Raw genomic sequence first — 15,769 nt, 5'->3', positions numbered from 1 at the left:
AGACGAAGCCTAGCAGCGCCGCTCGTCGGAACGAAGCCTCGGGCTCACGGAGAGCAATCCGCCCTGCCCTTAGCCTCTCGTACCCGAACGCTGCCGCGTCCACCGCAAGCCTGGCTCGCGAACATGACGACCACAAGATCGCCCCTCAAGGATGAGCCGGGATGGGCGACACATACGCCAAAACCGAATTTCGGTAAAGTGGAATATTTTTGCGCGGTGGGATTGACAGGAGGGCGACACAGAGGCGGTCGTGTAGCCCGGATGGAGCGCAAGCGTAATCCGGGACGGTGCCGAATGCGCGCGAGCGGCTCCGGATTGCGCTGCGCTCCATCCGGGCTACGAAGCCTCACTCCTTTGTTCGCACTGGCGTTCCGTCCGCCCAGGGCAGCCTGCGACAAATTCGAGTCCGCCGCGGACATAAAGACGCAACAATTGCGAGGCTTGTCGATCGCCCCCGCCCTAATTCCTCTCCCCGGAGTTCCCATGTCTTCTGCCGACAAGCCGGCGACACGCCTTGCGACCAGGCTTGCCTTCCTCGTCGCGGGCTTCGGCATCGCGTGCTGGGCACCGCTGGTGCCGTTCGCGAAGGCGCGGCTCGCCGTCGACGACGGCATCCTCGGACTGCTCCTGCTCAGCCTTGGCATCGGCTCGGTCATCGCGATGGTTCTGACCGGCGTGCTGAGCGCGCGCTATGGCAGCAAGCCGATCATCATTGCGGGCGGGCTCGGTCTTGCCTTGGTCCTGCCTCTGCTGACAATCGCGAGCTCGCCGGCGACGCTGGCGCTGGCACTTCTCGCATTCGGCGCCGCGCTCGGTTCCATCGACGTCGCCATGAACATCCACGCGGTGGAGGTGGAGCGCGCCGCGGGACGTCCGCTGATGTCCGGCTTCCACGCGCTGTTCAGCATCGGCGGCTTCGCCGGGGCCGCACTCATGACCGCACTGCTCTCGCTGCAACTCGGCGCGCTCGCTTGCACGCTGATCTGCTCCGTCCTGATGCTGATCGCGATGCTGGTGGCCTGGCCGCGGCTGCTTCGCTCCGTGCAGGTGCAGGAGGGACCGCTGTTCGCGCTGCCGCATGGCGCCGTGCTCCTGCTCGCACTGCTTTGCGCCATCACCTTCCTGGTCGAAGGCGCGATGCTCGATTGGGGCGCGTTGCTCGTCATCGGCGCGGGCCTCGTCTCCGAAGCGCAAGGCGGGATTGGCTATATCGTGTTCTCGGTCGCGATGACGATCGGGCGGCTCGGCGGCGACGCCGTCGTCGCGCGCATCGGAGACCGCACCACATTGTTCTGGGGCAGCCTGATTGCGATCGCGGGTTTCGTGGTCCTGCTCACGGCTCCCGTCGTGGCGGTGGCGGTGGCCGGCTTCCTGCTCATCGGCCTCGGCGCATCGAACCTCGTGCCGGTGCTGTTCCGCCGGGCGGCGAGACAGACGGTGATGCCCACGGGGCTCGCCGTCGCCGCGATCACGACCGCCGGCTACGCCGGCGTTCTCGTCGGCCCCGCCGGTGTCGGCTTCGTCGCACGTCTTGGCGGATTGCCGGTCGCGTTCTGGCTCCTGGCCGCGCTGATGGGCCTCGTCACGCTGACGGCGCGCATTGTTACGCGCGCCGACGGCTGAGCGGCCTCACAAATTGCTCAGCCCGATCGATTTGATCAGGGGCGCGAGGCTTGCGGATGTGGCCTCGACGATGCGCTGGAATTTGTCCGGGCTTGAATCGTTGTCCGGCTCCATGCCCTGGGCGCGATAGCTCGCCAGAAGCGCCGAATCGGCCATGGCGAGCCGCGTCGCCTGCGCGATCCGGTCGATGATCGCATCGCCGGTGTCCTTGGGTGCGAACAGACCGAACCAGCCCTCATACCGGATGCCGGGCATGCCGGATTCGACGGCGGTCGGGATCTCGGGCGCGCCGCTCAGCCGCGTTTCGGTGGTGACCGCCAGCAGTCTGACTTTCCCCGCTTGAGCCAACTGCTGCAATTGAACGGACATGACGGCAATGACGAGCGATATCTGGCCGCTGACGAGATCGTTGGTCGCCTGCGCGATGCCCCGATAGGGCACGTGGACGATGTCCAGCGCACCGGCCTGCTGCTTGAAGGACTCGCCGACCAGATGGTTTCCGGTGGCGATCCCCGGCGTGCCATAGGACAGCTTTCCCGGATTGGCTTTCGCATAGGTGATCAACTCGCGCAGGTTTGCGGCGGGCACCGAAGGATTGATGGCGAAAACCAGCGCGCTGTTGATCAGGCGGTAGATGGCGCGGAAATCGCCAACGGAATATCCGGGATTCGCCGACGTCATGGGAATGATGACCTGCGTGCTGCCGTTGCCGAGCAGCAGCGAATAGCCGTCGGGCTCCTCGCGCGCGACCGCCGCGGTCCCGATGGCGCCGCCCGCGCCGCCGATATATTCGACGAAGGTCGGCCCCAGCAGCGACGGCATCCTGTCCACCCAGGGGCGCGCGATCTGGTCGCCCGATCCGCCGGCTCCGTAGGGAATCACCAGGCGAATGGGACGAGACGGATAGTCGGCGGCTTGTCCGCTGCAGGGAAGCGCGGCGAGCGCCGCCGCGCTTGTCAACGCGTGCACGAATTGTCGCCGCGTGAAAGAGGTCATGCTGGAAATTCCGGAAGTCGGCAGTCAATGTGGTGGCGGGACCGGCTCCCGGACCATGCCATCGCAGCAATCCGGCACCACAGTCAATGCTCCATCCGGACGAACCCCGGTGTCATCGCATTGTCACGTCGGCCTAACTCTTTACTTTCCAAGCATAATTTCGCGAGCGAGCCGACCCAAGCCGTCCACGCAGGGCTGCCAGCCCTGCCCACTGCTTTCGGCCAGTTTACTGTACGCCTCGTTCTGGTAGACCAAAAAGTAATACCTTTTGACTCCCTTCGAGGGGGCGATGGCGCGTGCCAGATCGTAGCGAAGACTCGGCCATTTCCTTTGGGCCATTTCGACTGTTTCCGAAGTCCCGGCTCTTGGAGAAGGAGGGCTCGCCGCTTCATGTCGGCGGCCGCGCGCTCGACATTCTCATCTTCCTTGCCGGACGCCCCGGAGAAGTCGTCGACAAGAGAGAGCTGGTCAAGCGCATCTGGGCCGGCGTCAATGTCGACGAGGGCAGCCTGCGCTTCCACGTCGCGGCGCTGCGCAAGGCGCTCGGCGACACCGGCAAGTCGGCCCGTTACGTCGTCAACGTGCCGGGCCGAGGCTATTGTTTTGTCGCCTCGTTCGCTCAAGCAGCTCTGCCGGCGGCCCCGCTCCCGGCCGAAACCGCCCCTCCCCGCTCCCTGCCCGCTCAGCTCACAAGGATGGTCGGCCGGGAAGATGTCATCGAGAAGATCTCGAACGGACTTTCGCTCTATCGCTTCATGACCGTCGTCGGCCCGGGCGGCATCGGCAAGACCTCGGTCGCCGTCACCGTCGGGCATCGCCGTTCCCAGGATTTCGACGGGCGAGTCTTCTTCGTCGATTTCGGTCCGCTGAGGGATGCCAGCCACATCGCGACCACCATTGCTTCGGCGCTCGGACTGACCATCAGCGCGGAGGATCCGACGCCGGCTCTGCTGACGTTTCTGAAGACCGGCCCGGCCCTGCTGATCTTCGACAGTTGCGAACATGTGTTGGATCAATTGGCGCCGCTGGTCGAGCACATCGTTCGCGAGGCACCGCAGCTTCGTGTTCTCGCAACCAGCCGCGAATCGTTCCGCAGCGAAGGCGAGCGGATTTTCCGGCTGTTCCCGCTGGATTGTCCGCCCGAGCGCGAAGGGCTTGCTGTCGACGAGGTCCTTGCCTATCCCGCGGCTCAACTCTTTGTGGACCGCATTGCGCAGAGCTCGGGCCCGTTCCAGCTCAGTGCAGAGGAGGCGCCCCTCGTCGCGAGCATCTGCCGGCGCCTCGACGGCATCGCGCTGGCGATCGAGCTCGCGGCGGGCCGCGTCAATGCTTACGGCATCGCCGGCACGGCATCCCTGCTCGACAGCCGCTTTTCGCTGCAATGGCGGGGCCGGCGTACCGCCGTGCCGCGGCACCAGACGCTCGCTGCGGCTCTCGACTGGAGCTACGACCTTCTGCCTCCCGTGGAGAGCGCCACGCTGCGACGCCTGTCGGTCTTTGCCGGGCCTTTCGCGCCGGAGGCGGCTGCCGCGGTCGCGTCCGGTGACGGACTCAATGCATCCGAGACTCTCGAAGCAATCGACAGCCTGGTGACCAAGTCGCTTATTTCGCCGTCCGGCTCGCGCACGCTGCGCTATCGACTGCTCGACACCACGCGCACCTATGCATACGGAAAACTCAACGAGCTCGGCGAAGCCAGGCAGTTCGCGCGGCGTCATGCCGAGCATTTTCGCGATTTATTCCAGCGCGCGGAGGCGGATATTTCGACGCCGCTGCCCGAATGGCTGAGCATCTATGGCGCGGAGCTGGACAATGTGCGTGCGGCGTTGGACTGGGCCTTCGGCCCCGACGGCGAGGCGAGACTCGGTATCGCGCTGACGGCGGCCGCGGTCACGCTGTGGGTGCGTCTTTCGCTGTTCGCGGAGTGCCGTGAGCGCAGCAGAACGGCGCTCGCGGCGCTCGGAGACACCGCCGACGATAACCGCATCCGCATGCAGCTGCTGTCGGCGCTCGGCTGGTCGCTGATGTATGGCGAGGGCCGCGCGCGCGAGGCGCGGCCGATCCTCGAGACGACCCTTGAGCTTGCTGACAGGCTCGACGACAAGGATTTCCGGCTGCGCGCGCTCTGGGGCTTGTGCATCGACCAGTTCAACAACGGACAGTTCGGCAAGGCCCGTGCGCTCGCCGATCGCTTTGCGAACGCGGCCGCGAACTCGCCCGACAAGACCGATGTCATGCTAGGCGACCGGCTGATGGCCGTGGCGCTGCACTATCTCGGGGATCAGAACGAGGCTCGGCTGCGCATCGAGCGGGTCAATGCATCGCTGCATGTGTTGGCGGAGAAGCCGAAAATCTTTCCGCTCGATCTGAGAATCTCGACGCAATATTTTCGGGCTCGCATCCTGTGGCTTCAAGGCCTGGCCGATCAGGCTCAGGCCCTTACCGCCAGAAACATCGAGGAAGGCCGGGCCAACGGCCACGCGCTGACCTTCTGCAGCGTGCTTGGACAAGCCGCCTGCCCGATCGCCTTCTGGTCCGGCGATTTCGACGCTGCGGAACGTCACGGCGCCGAGCTGCTCGAACACACCGAGCGCCACGCGATCCGGCTGTGGGGCCTGTGGGCGCGGGCCTTCAATGCCGCGGTCATGGTCAAGCGCGGCGACGTCACGACCGGGTTGCCGCTGCTGCGTGAGGAGCTCAATCGCGCCGGCGATGCGCGCTTCCTGCCGCGCTTTCTGCCCCTGCTCGGCGAGCTCGCCGCGTGTTCCGGAGAGGCCGACCAGGTCGATCGCGGGCTCGACGTGATCGAGGATGTCCTGACCCGCTGCAACGACCGGCAGGAGCTCTGGTATCTGCCGGAGCTGATCCGCATCAAGGGAGAGTTGATGCTCAGGAGCACTCGGCATTCGGAAGACGCCGAGGCGCACTTTCGCGAGGCCATGGACATTGCCGTCCAGCAAGGCGCGCGCTTCTGGGAGCTGCGAAGCGCGGTCAGCCTGGCGCGGTTCATGATTGGGGCTGGCCAGACCACGGAAGCCTTGGCAATTCTGGAACGCGCATGCGGGCCATTCAAAGAGGGCGCCGGCATCGCCGAGATCCGTAGCGCCCACGATTTGATCGAGCAGCTCCGGGCTTGACGAGTCGGCTGACCGGCACTGATTCATCCAGCCCGCGGGATGAATCCGGGCACGCCGGTCTCGACGACCGTGTTGAACCTGATGTTTGTCGTGATCTGGTCCCTCATCTCTCGCATGGCGTCTTCGGGCAAGGCTGAAATATCGAAGTTTTCCTGGATGCGCCGGGGATTGGTCGAAGTCGTCAGGAAAGCGGTGCCGCGCTGGACGGCCCACGCCAGCGCAATTTGAGCCGGTGTCTTGTGCACACGCTCCGCGATGGCAGTGATCACCGGATCAGCCAGGACGTTCGGCTTCATCGCGTGTCCCAGCGCTGCAAACGCCTGCAGCACAATTCCGTGCTCTCGACAGAAGTCGAGCAGGTCCCATTCGGGGAGATACGGATGCGATTCGACTTGCACCATGGCGGGCCTGATCCGCGCGACCGAAACGATCTCGCGTAGCTTGTCCAGGGTGATGTCCGACAGGCCGATCGACTTGCAGTGCCCCGCGTCGACAAGGCGTTCCAGCGCCCCCCACGTTTCGGCCAGCGTAACCCCAGAATCATAGATGACCCGACCGTGCTCATCCCTCGGGTCCTGCTCGTCGCCGGGTTGAAAGGCGAAGGGCGTATGGATGATGTAGCAATCGATCTCGTCGAGCTGCAGCCGCCGGCGACTGGCGTCGAAGGCAGGCCTGACCCGTTCCGGCCGATGATTCGTGTTCCATAGCTTCGTCGTAACGAACAGGTCCTTGCGCTGAAGCGTCCCCGCCTTGAAGGTCTCCTGCAGCGCGTCGCCGACCGCTTCCTCGTTGCGATAGCGCTCCGCGCAATCAAGATGTCGAAATCCGGCCTCCAACGCAGCCTTGGTGGCCCGCCTGGTCACGAGCGGATCCGGAATCAGCGTGCCAAATCCCACCGCGGGAATCGTCCCGGATTGATGAGTTGGAATTCTCGTATAACGAAGCGTATCTGACGAAGTCATGCTGATGCTCCTTTGCTTGTCCACGGCTCCCCCAAAAGTAAGGGACGAGGTATTCGGAATTGACGATGCGATGTCGTTCCACGGCTCAAGGCGTTAACCGGTAGGCCGCGGCTTACGGAGAAAAAACACGAGCGGAATCACGACGAGCATGGCGAACATCAGGATCTCGAACTGGTCGATGACCGCGACGGTCGCCGCCTGACGCGTGACCATGCCGTTGAGGGCCGCAAGGCCCGGCTTGCCGACCGAGCCCCCGACATAAGCGGCGACACGATAGGGCGTGAGATTCTTTGCGAGTGCGGCGTGCACAGCCTGCGTGTTGGCGTAGAAGAAGAGCTGGACGACCGCGATGCCAATGGTGCTGCCATAGAGGCGTGACAGATTGATCAACGCGCTGCCTTCCGGGCGGAGCTTCGGGTCGAGCGTGCCGAACGCGGCCCTGGCGAGCGCGGGCAGCAACATGCCGAGACCCGCTCCCTGGAGCAGGCCGGCCTCGACCACCGGCCGCCAATCGATCGCCGGCGAATAGCCTAGCATCAGCCAGTTGGCATAGACCACCAGCGTCATTCCACCCACGAGGAACGGCCGGTAGTCGATCTGCGCGGGGACCAGGCTCGTCAGCACCAGCGCTCCCATCAGTGCGACGCCGCGCGGAACAGTCATGTATCCGGTGGTGTCGACGGGGTAGTTGAGCAATTCCTCCAGCATCGGGGACGTCAGGGCCAGGGTCGGCAGCAGCACGAAGCCAAGCGCGAAGGAGATGACCGTCGAGAGCACGAGATTGCGGTCCCTGAACAGCGCCGTGCGGAGAAAGTGCTCCTTTGTCGTCATGACGTGCACGATGAAGAGATAGAAGCCGAGCACGGAGGCGCCCGCCTCGATCCAGATTTCCGTCGAGGCAAACCATTCCAGGCGCTCCCCGCGGTCGAGCAACATCTGCAACCCGATCATGCCGACGGAGAACGTCGTCAGGCCGAAGAAGTCGAAGGGCTGGCTCCGCTCGGCCCGCTTCTCGCCGAGCAGCTGAGCCATCGTCAGGAAAATGAAGCCCGTCATCGGCAGGCTGAAATAGAAGATCGCGGGCCAGCCGTGATATTCACTGAGCCAACCGCCAATGGCTGGGCCGCTGCTGATGCCGAGCAGGGAGCAGACGGTCCACGCCAGGCTCATGCGCGCATGTCGCACCGGCGATGTCGCCTCGAGCAGGATCGCCAGCGAGAGCGGCGCCAGCGGTCCGCTCGCCGCGCCCTGGAGGATTCGCGCCAGCACGAACTGGATCGAGGTCGTCGCCAGTGTATCGAGGGCGAGACCCAACACGAAAATCGTGACGGCGGCCTGATAGACCACTTTCCGGCCGTAGCGTCCCGCCAGCCATTGCGTGATCGACATGGTCACCGCGCTCGCAGCGATATAAGAGGAAAACACCCAGCCGACCTCGTCATTGGCCATCGAGAGCGTCGCCTGAATATGAGGTAGCGCCGCGTTCGGTATCGAAATGTTGACGGCCTGCATGTAGGTCGCCATGAGGGCGGCCGCGGCGATGGCGTGACGACCACCGGGCGCCGTGGTCGATGGAAGGGGCGTAGTCATTTTCCCTCCGTTGCGCGCGCGGGTTGGAGCAGATGTGCCCAGCTGCGGCGATGGCCGGTATCAACCCGCGCCGTCACGCTGATGCCCGAGAACAGCGGCCGGCTTGGATCGAGATCGTCGAGTTCCAGGCGCACCGCCAATCGCTGGACGACCTTGACCCAGTTTCCCGTCGCATTCTCGGGCGGCAGGAGCGAGAAGTCCGATCCGGTGCCGGGACTCATGCTGACGATATGCGCCCTGAACTTGCGATCCGGATAGGCATCGACGTCGATCGTCGCCTCCTGCCCTGGACGCATATAATTGAGACCGGTCTCGCGAAAATTCGCCTCGACCCAGACGTGCCGGCTCGACAGCAGCGAGAACGTCGGTGCCCCGGCAGTGACGAAGCCGCCGATCTGGAGATCGTCGACCTTGGTCACGATGCCGTCCTCGGGCGCCGTCACGGTGGCATAAGAGAGATCGAGCCGCGCACGGTCGAGCTGTGCCCTGGCCGCGCGAACGGTCGGATGGCGATCGATGTCGATATCGGCATCGCCATTGAGGGCAACGATTGTATTGGCGATCTGCTGTTCGATCGACACCATGCGGTGGCGAGCGACCTTCATGTCCGTCTCGGCCCGCTCGTAGACCGCGCGCGGCGTGAAGTCGGAAGCGACCAGCATCTTCTTGCGGTCGAACTCGCGCTCGTCGAAGGCAGCAGATTCTTTGGCCGATTGCAGCTCCGCCTGCTGCTGACGATGGGTCGCCTTGAGGGATTCGATCTGGAGCCGCGTACTTCCGAGGCGCGCCTCGGCCTGGTCGACGGCAATTTCATAAGGCTCCGGGTCGATGCGAAACAGCACCTGCCCCCGCCGGACGCGCTGATTGTCACGTACGGCGATCTCGACCGCCTGGCCGGAAACCCGGGCATTGATGGTCACCTTGGCGGCGCGAACAAATGCGTCGTCGGTCGAGACATATTGCTCCTGCGCCAGATAGATGAAGGCGCCGACCACGGCCACCGCCATCGGCAGCGCGAGCATCAGCGGCCGTCGCAGCCGCTTGCCAAGCCCTGTCCTGAACCATTGCGCGGCGGCCTCGCTCGTGCGGAACCTGTTGCGATCGCCGAGCCCGCCGGCGATCGGCGCAAAATCGAAACGCATCGAAAAGATCCTCCGATTCAAACTATTTAATAACGATCGTTACAAATATTGTGCTCCGACGTGGTGATCAAGGGCGCGACCTTGATTTTTATAACGGTCCATACAAATATATGTGTGGAACGTGGCAACCGGAATTCTGACGACATGGCACGGAAAAAGAGCGAAACGAGCCCGGCCCGCCGGGGACGGCCACCGGCCTACGACGCAGAGACGGCCTTGAAGCGGGCAACGGAAACGTTCTGGAGGACGGGCTATTCCGGTACCTCCCTGGACAAGGTCGCTGCCGCGACCGGGATGAGTCCGCCGAGCCTCTACGCAGTGTTCGGCAACAAGCATGCGCTCTATCTCGAGGCGCTCGCGCGTTATTGGGAGATCAGCCTGGCCGCGACCCGTGAGGCACTCGCGGGGGACCATCCCTTGGACGAAGCGCTGATGCTGGCCTATGACGCGGCGCTGTCGATCTATTTTTCCGGCAAGGGAGCCGCGCGCGGCTGCTTCGTGGTGGGGACGGCGGTGACCGAAGTCGCAGAAGATGCCGCGATCCGGAGCAGCGTCGCGGCGGGACTGCGCATGATAGATGCCGATTTCGAAGCCCGCTTCCGCCTTGCGCAGAACAAGGGCGAGCTGACGCGCGACGCCGATCCGGCGGCGCTTGCCATTCTCGCTTCAGCCACGATGCACACCATTGCCATTCGCGCCCGTGCCGGCGCCCGCCGCTCCGAGCTGAGGGAGATGGCCCGAAAAGCGGTCGATGTGCTCTGCGGATGCCGGCGATGATCTCGCGGATTTCAGCCATGCCTCCACCCGGCAATAGCGACGACCAGCCTTAGCCTGCCGCTGCAGCCCCGCGCCGCGGCAGCTTCCAGTCGGGGCGGATGAAGTGGCAAGTGTAGCCGTCCGGATAGCGTTCGAGATAATCCTGATGCTCCGGCTCGGCTTCCCAGAACTCGCCCGCGGGCGCGACCTCGGTCACGACCTTGCCAGGCCAGAGACCGGACGCCTCGACGTCTGCAATCGTGTCCTTTGCGATCCGCTTCTGTTCGTCGCTCGTATAGAAGATCGCGGAGCGATAGCTCGTGCCCAAATCATTGCCCTGGCGGTTGAGCGTGGTCGGATCGTGGATCTGGAAGAAGAACTCCAGCATGGTCCGGAAGCTGGTCTTGGCGGGATCGAACGTGATCTCGATCGCTTCGGCATGACCTTCATGGTTGCGGTAGGTGGCATTCTTCACCGTGCCGCCGGTGTAGCCGACGCGGGTGGAGGCCACGCCCGGCTGCTTGCGGATCAGATCCTGCATGCCCCAGAAGCAGCCTCCGGCCAGAATTGCGCGTTCCGTTGTCATTCGATGCTCCATCCGTTTAGCTGAGATGCTTACCGCTGTTCTGCGATGGCACGCAGGCGCGGGTCATCATGGTCGTCGTGATACTCCAGGCCCAATGGGCCGATGGCTGAAACCTGCGTGACGTATTCGCCGGACTTCGCCCAATGAAAATGCCAGGTCTCGCCGGGCAGCACGATAACACTGCCCGGCGGATAAGCCTTCACTTTGTCGCCATCAAAGCTTTCGCCGAGCCCGATGTAGAACACACCCGACATGACTGTGTAGATGCGGTCCTCCGGATGCTTGTGCGGCATCAGCCTGGTGCCGCCGGGCACTTTCACCCGGACTACGTAAGGCCCGGGTTCACTGGGGTGGCCAACCATGACGGCCAGCCGCGCGCCCGGCGGGAATGCCGGAAACGGCTGCCATGCGATATCCTCGGGCAGAATGGCCCGGAACCTCTCTTCGTCCGGCTGATGTTGGCGGGGCATGACGGCAGTCCTGGTGTGTTGAGCTAGATCAGTTTGGCGTCGAGCGTGATTGCGGCGTTAAGCACCTTCGACACCGGGCAGTTCTTCTCGGCTTCGCCGGCGATCTTGGCGAAACCTGCGTCATCGAGGTTCGGCACCTTGGCACGCAACGTCAGCGCCGATTTGCTGATCTTGAAACCCTTGCCTTCAGGTTCGAGCGTGACCGCGGCTTCTGTCGAGAGTTCGTCCGGCGTGAAGCCGGCCAGTTGCAGGCCGAAGGCCAGTGCCATGGTGAAGCAACCGGCATGGGCCGCAGCGATCAACTCCTCGGGATTGGTGCCCTTCTCGTTCTCAAAGCGGGTCTTGAACGAATAAGGCGTCGCGGCGAGCACGCCGGATTCGCTCGACAGTTGACCGGTGCCATCGCGACCGGTGCCTTTCCAGACCGCTGTTGCCTTGCGGATCATCTCAATTCTCCATGTTTGATTTCAGCACCGGGGCTCGGTACCGGACGAAAGCGACATTGGCACGACCACCTGTCGCCGTTCCGCCCGGCCGAACGCCGCAGCGGTTCCGTTAGGCGCCAATCTGTCCGACGTGGAAGCCGAGCCGGTTCTCGACGTCACCGGCGCGGTGGAAGCCGCGCGACATCAGCGCCTTGATGCGGGTCTGACTCGCGGGGCGGCTGAGCGAGGCCAGGAACGCGTCCCATTCCGGCTTGATCTCGACATCCGGCGGCAGGCTCGCGACGTCGACGAGGCGCTTGGTCTCGGCAATCGCCTCCTTGTCGAAGGACGCGACACGCATGGCCAGCGCCTCGACGAAGCCGTCGAGCTCGGCATCCGGCAGCGACCGGTTCACATAGCCGTAACGTTCAGCGAGATCGCCGTGGATATCGTCGGCGCCGAGCAGAACTTCGAGCGCGCGGCCGCGGCCCATCAGGCGCGGCAACCGCGCCATCGGCCCGCCGCCGGGCACCAGGCCCGCACCGACTTCCCATTGCGACAGAATCGCCTTTTCGCGGCTGGCAAAGCGCATGTCGCTCGCGAGCGCCAGCTCGCTGCCGACGCCGGTCGCGCGACCCCGGATCAAGGCAATCGAGACGACCGGCGCGCGGCTGAGACGCACCAGCATGTCGGGCAGTGCCTGCAGGCCGGTCGGCCCGGGCGGGATACGAAGCGAATCCTCCAGCGGCGCGAGGAAGTCGTAATGTGTGATGAAGAAGCCTTCGACGGCGCTGTCGAACACCACGACCTTCACCTCAGGATCGGTCTCGATCGCCGTGACGACGTCGTCCAGAAGCGGAAGTTGCTTGGGGCCGAAGATATTGACCGGGGGCATGTCGAAGGTGACGCGCCAATACGACGGCAGCCGACGTTCCAAGCGGATTTGGTCCGTCGTGAAAGTGCGTTCGGGGCGGTTCATGATTGCATTCCTCTCTGTGGGGAAAGAAGGGAACGCGCGGAAGTGCGCGTCCCCGCAGTTATCAGATCGACTGACGCAGCGGTCGGAAGGCGGTGCGCATTTCCGCGGAGAACAATGCGGGCTGCTCCCAGGCGGCGAAGTGGCCGCCCTTGTCGAGGCGGTTGTAGTGCATCAGCTTCGGATAGGCCTTCTCGGTCCAGCTGCGCGGCGCGGCGTAGATCTCGTCCGGGAAGACGCTGACGGCGACCGGGATCCTGACGTGCTTGGGCTCGAAGAACACCAGCTTGTTCTCCCAGTACAGCCGCGCCGAGGACACCGCGGTGTTGGTGAGCCAGTAGAGCGTGATGTTGTCGATCACGTCGTCCCGCAACAGCCCTTCCGTCTTGCCGTCGAACACCCGAGCGATCATCGCGGTGCTGCGCGAATCATGGTCGAGCATCCAGGACGCGAGACCCGCCGGCGAATCCACCAGGCCATAGAGCGTCTGCGGCCGGTTGGACATCTCGATCGCGTAGCCGAGACCATGCTTGTAGAAATCATCGAGCTGATCGTAAGCGTAGCGCTCGTCCGCCGAGAGGTTTGGCGGCCGCGACCCGCCGGGCTGAAGCGCCTTGGCAATGTCGTCCGGAACGGTCGCGGGCATATTGGTGTGGATGCCGAGCAGTTCCGGCGGCGCGATCACCGCCATCTGCTCCGTCACGGCATTGCCCCAATCGCCGCCTTGCGCGACATAGCGGTTGTAGCCGAGCCGCTTCATCAGCACGATCCAGGCGCGCGCCACGCGCTGGGGGTCCCAGCCCAGCTCCGTCGGCTTGCCGGAGAAGCCGTGGCCGGGCAGCGAGGGGATCACGAGATCGAAGGCGTCCGCCGCCGTCGCGCCGTGTGCGGTGGGGTCGGTGAGCGGGCCGACGATCTTCATCTGCTCGATGATCGAACCGGGCCAGCCATGCGTGACGATCATCGGCAGCGCGTTTTCGTGACGCGAGCGAACGTGAATGAAGTGGATGTCGACGCCGTCGATCTCGGTGACGAATTGTGGCAAGGCATTCAGCCGCGCCTCCATCTTGCGCCAGTCGTAGTCGTTCTGCCAGTAGCTCACGAGTTGCTGCACCGTCGTCAGCTGCACGCCCTGCGATTGATCGGCAACGATCTCACGATCCGGCCAGCGCGTCGCGGCGAGACGGCGGCGGAGATCGAGCAGATCCTGCTCGGGCACGCTGACGTGGAACGGGCGGACCGCCCCGCTCACGCCGGCCTTCACGGAATGCAGCGGCAGCAGGCTCGACACGCTTGCCGCGACCGCGGTCATCGCGGCCTGGCTCAACAGTTGACGGCGGTCCGGATTGAGAATGTCGGTACGTGCTTGCGTGGTCATGTTCGATCTCCCTGGCTTTGGTCGGTGACGCTGACCGAATTCGACATCAACGCCTCGGTTCGTCATGCCGAGAGATTGGCGCAGGCCCTGGCAATTTGCTCGTTATGGGTTGTTAGAGCGCGTTAGCCGTTTCGAGCCGCGCGACACCGAGGAGAGCGATCGTCGACTCGCGATGCGCACCGCCAAAGCAACACGGCGCGCGATGAGCTCAGTCATCGCGCGCCGTGTCGGCTTGCATCAGTCGAAGAATCTGTGCTGTCCAGCTCAGGATGGCAGCGGCTGGCCCGCCTGCTCGCGGACGATGTAATCGGCGTACCAATCGGCCCAGTTCTCGTCGTGCCCGCCGGTCCGCTTTTCGTGCTCGCCATGGGCCGCCGCCGCGCGGCGCAGTGCTGCGGCCAGCGCAGCCTGCGAAGCGAATGTCGTGCCGCCGCCCGCGATCCGTCCCGGCAATCGCGTCGTGACCTCCTGGAACAACCAGCCATTGCCGTCGGGATCGCTGAACGACGCATATGAGCCGTAGCTGCCGCGCTTCGGGTCAGCACCGCTCACCCGAACGCTGCCGGAGAGATAAGGCTCGTCGGTCCCGGCGTGAACATCGCCGGCACCGTGGAATGGAGCGCTGACCTCGACGCCGCGGTCGAGCAGATCCGTTCGCGCCGCCTCCAGATCGGAGACGATCAGGTACAAGCCTCGCGCCGAGCCCGGCGCTGCCGCCGTCACGTTCCTGCCGAAGATCACCGAGCAGGCCGAACCCGGCGGCGTGAACTGGATCACGCGCCAGTCATCGCCGGAGGCAAAATCGGCGTCCAGTCGCCAACCGAGACGCGCGTAGAAGGCCTTGGCGCGATCGACATCGGACACCGAGATCACGATCACCTCGAGCCGCTGATCGACGCTAGGCGATGTCGAAGGCGTCTTCGCAGACTTGTTGGAAGGCTTATTGGAAAGCTTGGCCGCGGCGTCGCGGTCGATTTCGGTAGTGGCCATGTCGAACTCCCTGGGTTGGATCTAAGACGAGCTTCAAGCAGCTGTGATCGGCATCACGATGGTTACGCGTGTGCCGTCTTCTCCCGCCTCGCCCTGCAGCCGGGCGTGAATGCTGCGTGCGAGTCCTTCGAGAATCCGGCTGCCGGTGCCCTGAAGCGGCCCGGTCGCGCCAATCCCGTTGTCTGTTACGGTGCAGAACCAGGCGCCGTCGCGATTGGCCATGTCGATGCGGATCAGTGCGTCATTCCTGTTCGGGAAGGCGTGCTTGGCCGCATTCGTCACCAGCTCCGTCAGCATCAGCGCAAGCCGATGGCATTGCGACGCCGGCAGCGTCCCGCTTTCGATCGCAGCCTCACAGCGGATGCCTGCCGGCTCCAGCACGGCCTCGGAAATCGCTCCGCACAGGTTTTCGAAGAAGGCCGCGACCGGGATCGCCGTATGGTCGTCATTGTCGCACAAGAGCTGATAGAGCCTGCCGAAGGCGACGATGCGCCGCTCGAGCCGGTCCGCTGCAAGCGACACGTCCCTGGTACCCGTTCTGGTGAAATCGCGGCGGACTGACGCACCGAGTATCGTCAGCGTGTTCTTCATCCGATGGTGGGATTCCCGCAGCACGAGCTCCCAGTCACGCGACTGATCGTCAAGACTAGCCACAAATTGAGATCGAACGACGTGGTCATTCGGCCGAGCATCGATACCGGACATCGTAGCCTCCCCGTTGGAATTAACGCCAAACTC

At 64.3% G+C, this 15,769-nt stretch carries 14 protein-coding genes; 3 read left to right on the top strand and 11 right to left on the bottom strand.

Going from position 1 to position 15,769, the window contains the following annotated elements; all coding sequences use genetic code 11:
- Positions 1 to 483: 483 nt before the first annotated feature.
- A complete protein-coding gene (locus tag IVB48_RS21345; protein WP_247402615.1) occupies positions 484 to 1,623 on the top strand; it encodes an MFS transporter in 1,140 nt (379 codons plus the stop codon).
- Between the two features lie 6 nt (positions 1,624 to 1,629).
- On the opposite strand, the gene IVB48_RS21340 is transcribed toward IVB48_RS21345, so the two are convergent.
- The gene (locus IVB48_RS21340; RefSeq protein WP_247402612.1) at positions 1,630 to 2,619 is read right to left on the bottom strand and encodes a tripartite tricarboxylate transporter substrate binding protein; all 990 of its coding nucleotides are present in this window, start codon (positions 2,617 to 2,619) and stop codon (positions 1,630 to 1,632) included.
- Between the two features lie 296 nt (positions 2,620 to 2,915).
- Here IVB48_RS21340 and IVB48_RS21335 point away from each other — a divergent pair, with 296 nt between their 5' ends.
- Positions 2,916 to 5,756, top strand: coding sequence for a winged helix-turn-helix domain-containing protein (locus IVB48_RS21335; RefSeq protein WP_247402610.1), 2,841 nt, complete (start codon positions 2,916 to 2,918; stop codon positions 5,754 to 5,756).
- 23 nt (positions 5,757 to 5,779) lie between these two features.
- Here IVB48_RS21335 and IVB48_RS21330 read toward each other — a convergent pair whose 3' ends face one another.
- The 3 genes from IVB48_RS21330 to IVB48_RS21320 all read right to left on the bottom strand — a co-directional run bounded on the left by IVB48_RS21330 (position 5,780) and on the right by IVB48_RS21320 (position 9,450).
- Positions 5,780 to 6,718 (bottom strand): aldo/keto reductase, encoded by a 939-nt coding sequence (locus IVB48_RS21330; RefSeq protein WP_247403040.1) that lies wholly within the window; start codon positions 6,716 to 6,718, stop codon positions 5,780 to 5,782.
- A gap of 93 nt (positions 6,719 to 6,811) precedes the next feature.
- A complete protein-coding gene (locus tag IVB48_RS21325) occupies positions 6,812 to 8,308 on the bottom strand; it encodes an MDR family MFS transporter (protein ID WP_247402607.1) in 1,497 nt (498 codons plus the stop codon).
- Entirely contained in the window at positions 8,305 to 9,450 is a 1,146-nt protein-coding gene (locus IVB48_RS21320; RefSeq protein ID WP_247402604.1) for an HlyD family secretion protein, read from the bottom strand. Before IVB48_RS21320 ends, IVB48_RS21325 begins: the two co-directional genes overlap by 4 nt.
- Before the next feature lie 216 nt (positions 9,451 to 9,666).
- Between IVB48_RS21320 and IVB48_RS21315 the strand changes: the two genes are divergently transcribed.
- The gene (locus IVB48_RS21315) at positions 9,667 to 10,227 is read left to right on the top strand and encodes a TetR/AcrR family transcriptional regulator (RefSeq protein ID WP_247402601.1); all 561 of its coding nucleotides are present in this window, start codon (positions 9,667 to 9,669) and stop codon (positions 10,225 to 10,227) included.
- Between the two features lie 49 nt (positions 10,228 to 10,276).
- Here the strand turns inward: IVB48_RS21315 and msrA are convergent, their stop codons facing one another.
- The 7 genes from msrA to IVB48_RS21280 form a co-directional block, all read right to left on the bottom strand.
- Positions 10,277 to 10,792 carry a peptide-methionine (S)-S-oxide reductase MsrA gene (gene msrA, locus IVB48_RS21310; RefSeq protein ID WP_247402597.1) on the bottom strand — a complete coding sequence of 172 codons (516 nt, stop codon included), beginning with the start codon at positions 10,790 to 10,792 and terminating at the stop codon, positions 10,277 to 10,279.
- Between the two features lie 29 nt (positions 10,793 to 10,821).
- Positions 10,822 to 11,262 (bottom strand): cupin domain-containing protein, encoded by a 441-nt coding sequence (locus tag IVB48_RS21305; RefSeq protein WP_247402594.1) that lies wholly within the window; start codon positions 11,260 to 11,262, stop codon positions 10,822 to 10,824.
- Between the two features lie 23 nt (positions 11,263 to 11,285).
- A complete protein-coding gene (locus IVB48_RS21300; RefSeq protein ID WP_027566489.1) occupies positions 11,286 to 11,708 on the bottom strand; it encodes an OsmC family protein in 423 nt (140 codons plus the stop codon).
- 109 nt (positions 11,709 to 11,817) lie between these two features.
- The gene (locus tag IVB48_RS21295) at positions 11,818 to 12,666 is read right to left on the bottom strand and encodes an enoyl-CoA hydratase/isomerase family protein (protein ID WP_247402591.1); all 849 of its coding nucleotides are present in this window, start codon (positions 12,664 to 12,666) and stop codon (positions 11,818 to 11,820) included.
- Between the two features lie 61 nt (positions 12,667 to 12,727).
- Complete coding sequence (locus tag IVB48_RS21290; RefSeq protein ID WP_247402589.1) at positions 12,728 to 14,041, bottom strand: epoxide hydrolase family protein; 1,314 nt, start codon at positions 14,039 to 14,041, stop codon at positions 12,728 to 12,730.
- A 264-nt stretch (positions 14,042 to 14,305) separates the two neighbouring features.
- On the bottom strand, positions 14,306 to 15,031 hold the full coding sequence (locus tag IVB48_RS21285; protein ID WP_247402585.1) for a VOC family protein: 726 nt from the start codon (positions 15,029 to 15,031) through the stop codon (positions 14,306 to 14,308).
- 33 nt (positions 15,032 to 15,064) lie between these two features.
- Positions 15,065 to 15,736, bottom strand: a complete 672-nt coding sequence (locus IVB48_RS21280; RefSeq protein ID WP_247402579.1) for a sensor histidine kinase — start codon at positions 15,734 to 15,736, stop codon at positions 15,065 to 15,067.
- Between the last annotated feature and the right edge of the window lie 33 nt (positions 15,737 to 15,769).

This window comes from Bradyrhizobium sp. 76, assembly GCF_023073025.1.
Taxonomy (GTDB): Bacteria; Pseudomonadota; Alphaproteobacteria; order Rhizobiales; family Xanthobacteraceae; genus Bradyrhizobium.
This window is presented reverse-complemented; position numbering and strand designations above follow the sequence as displayed.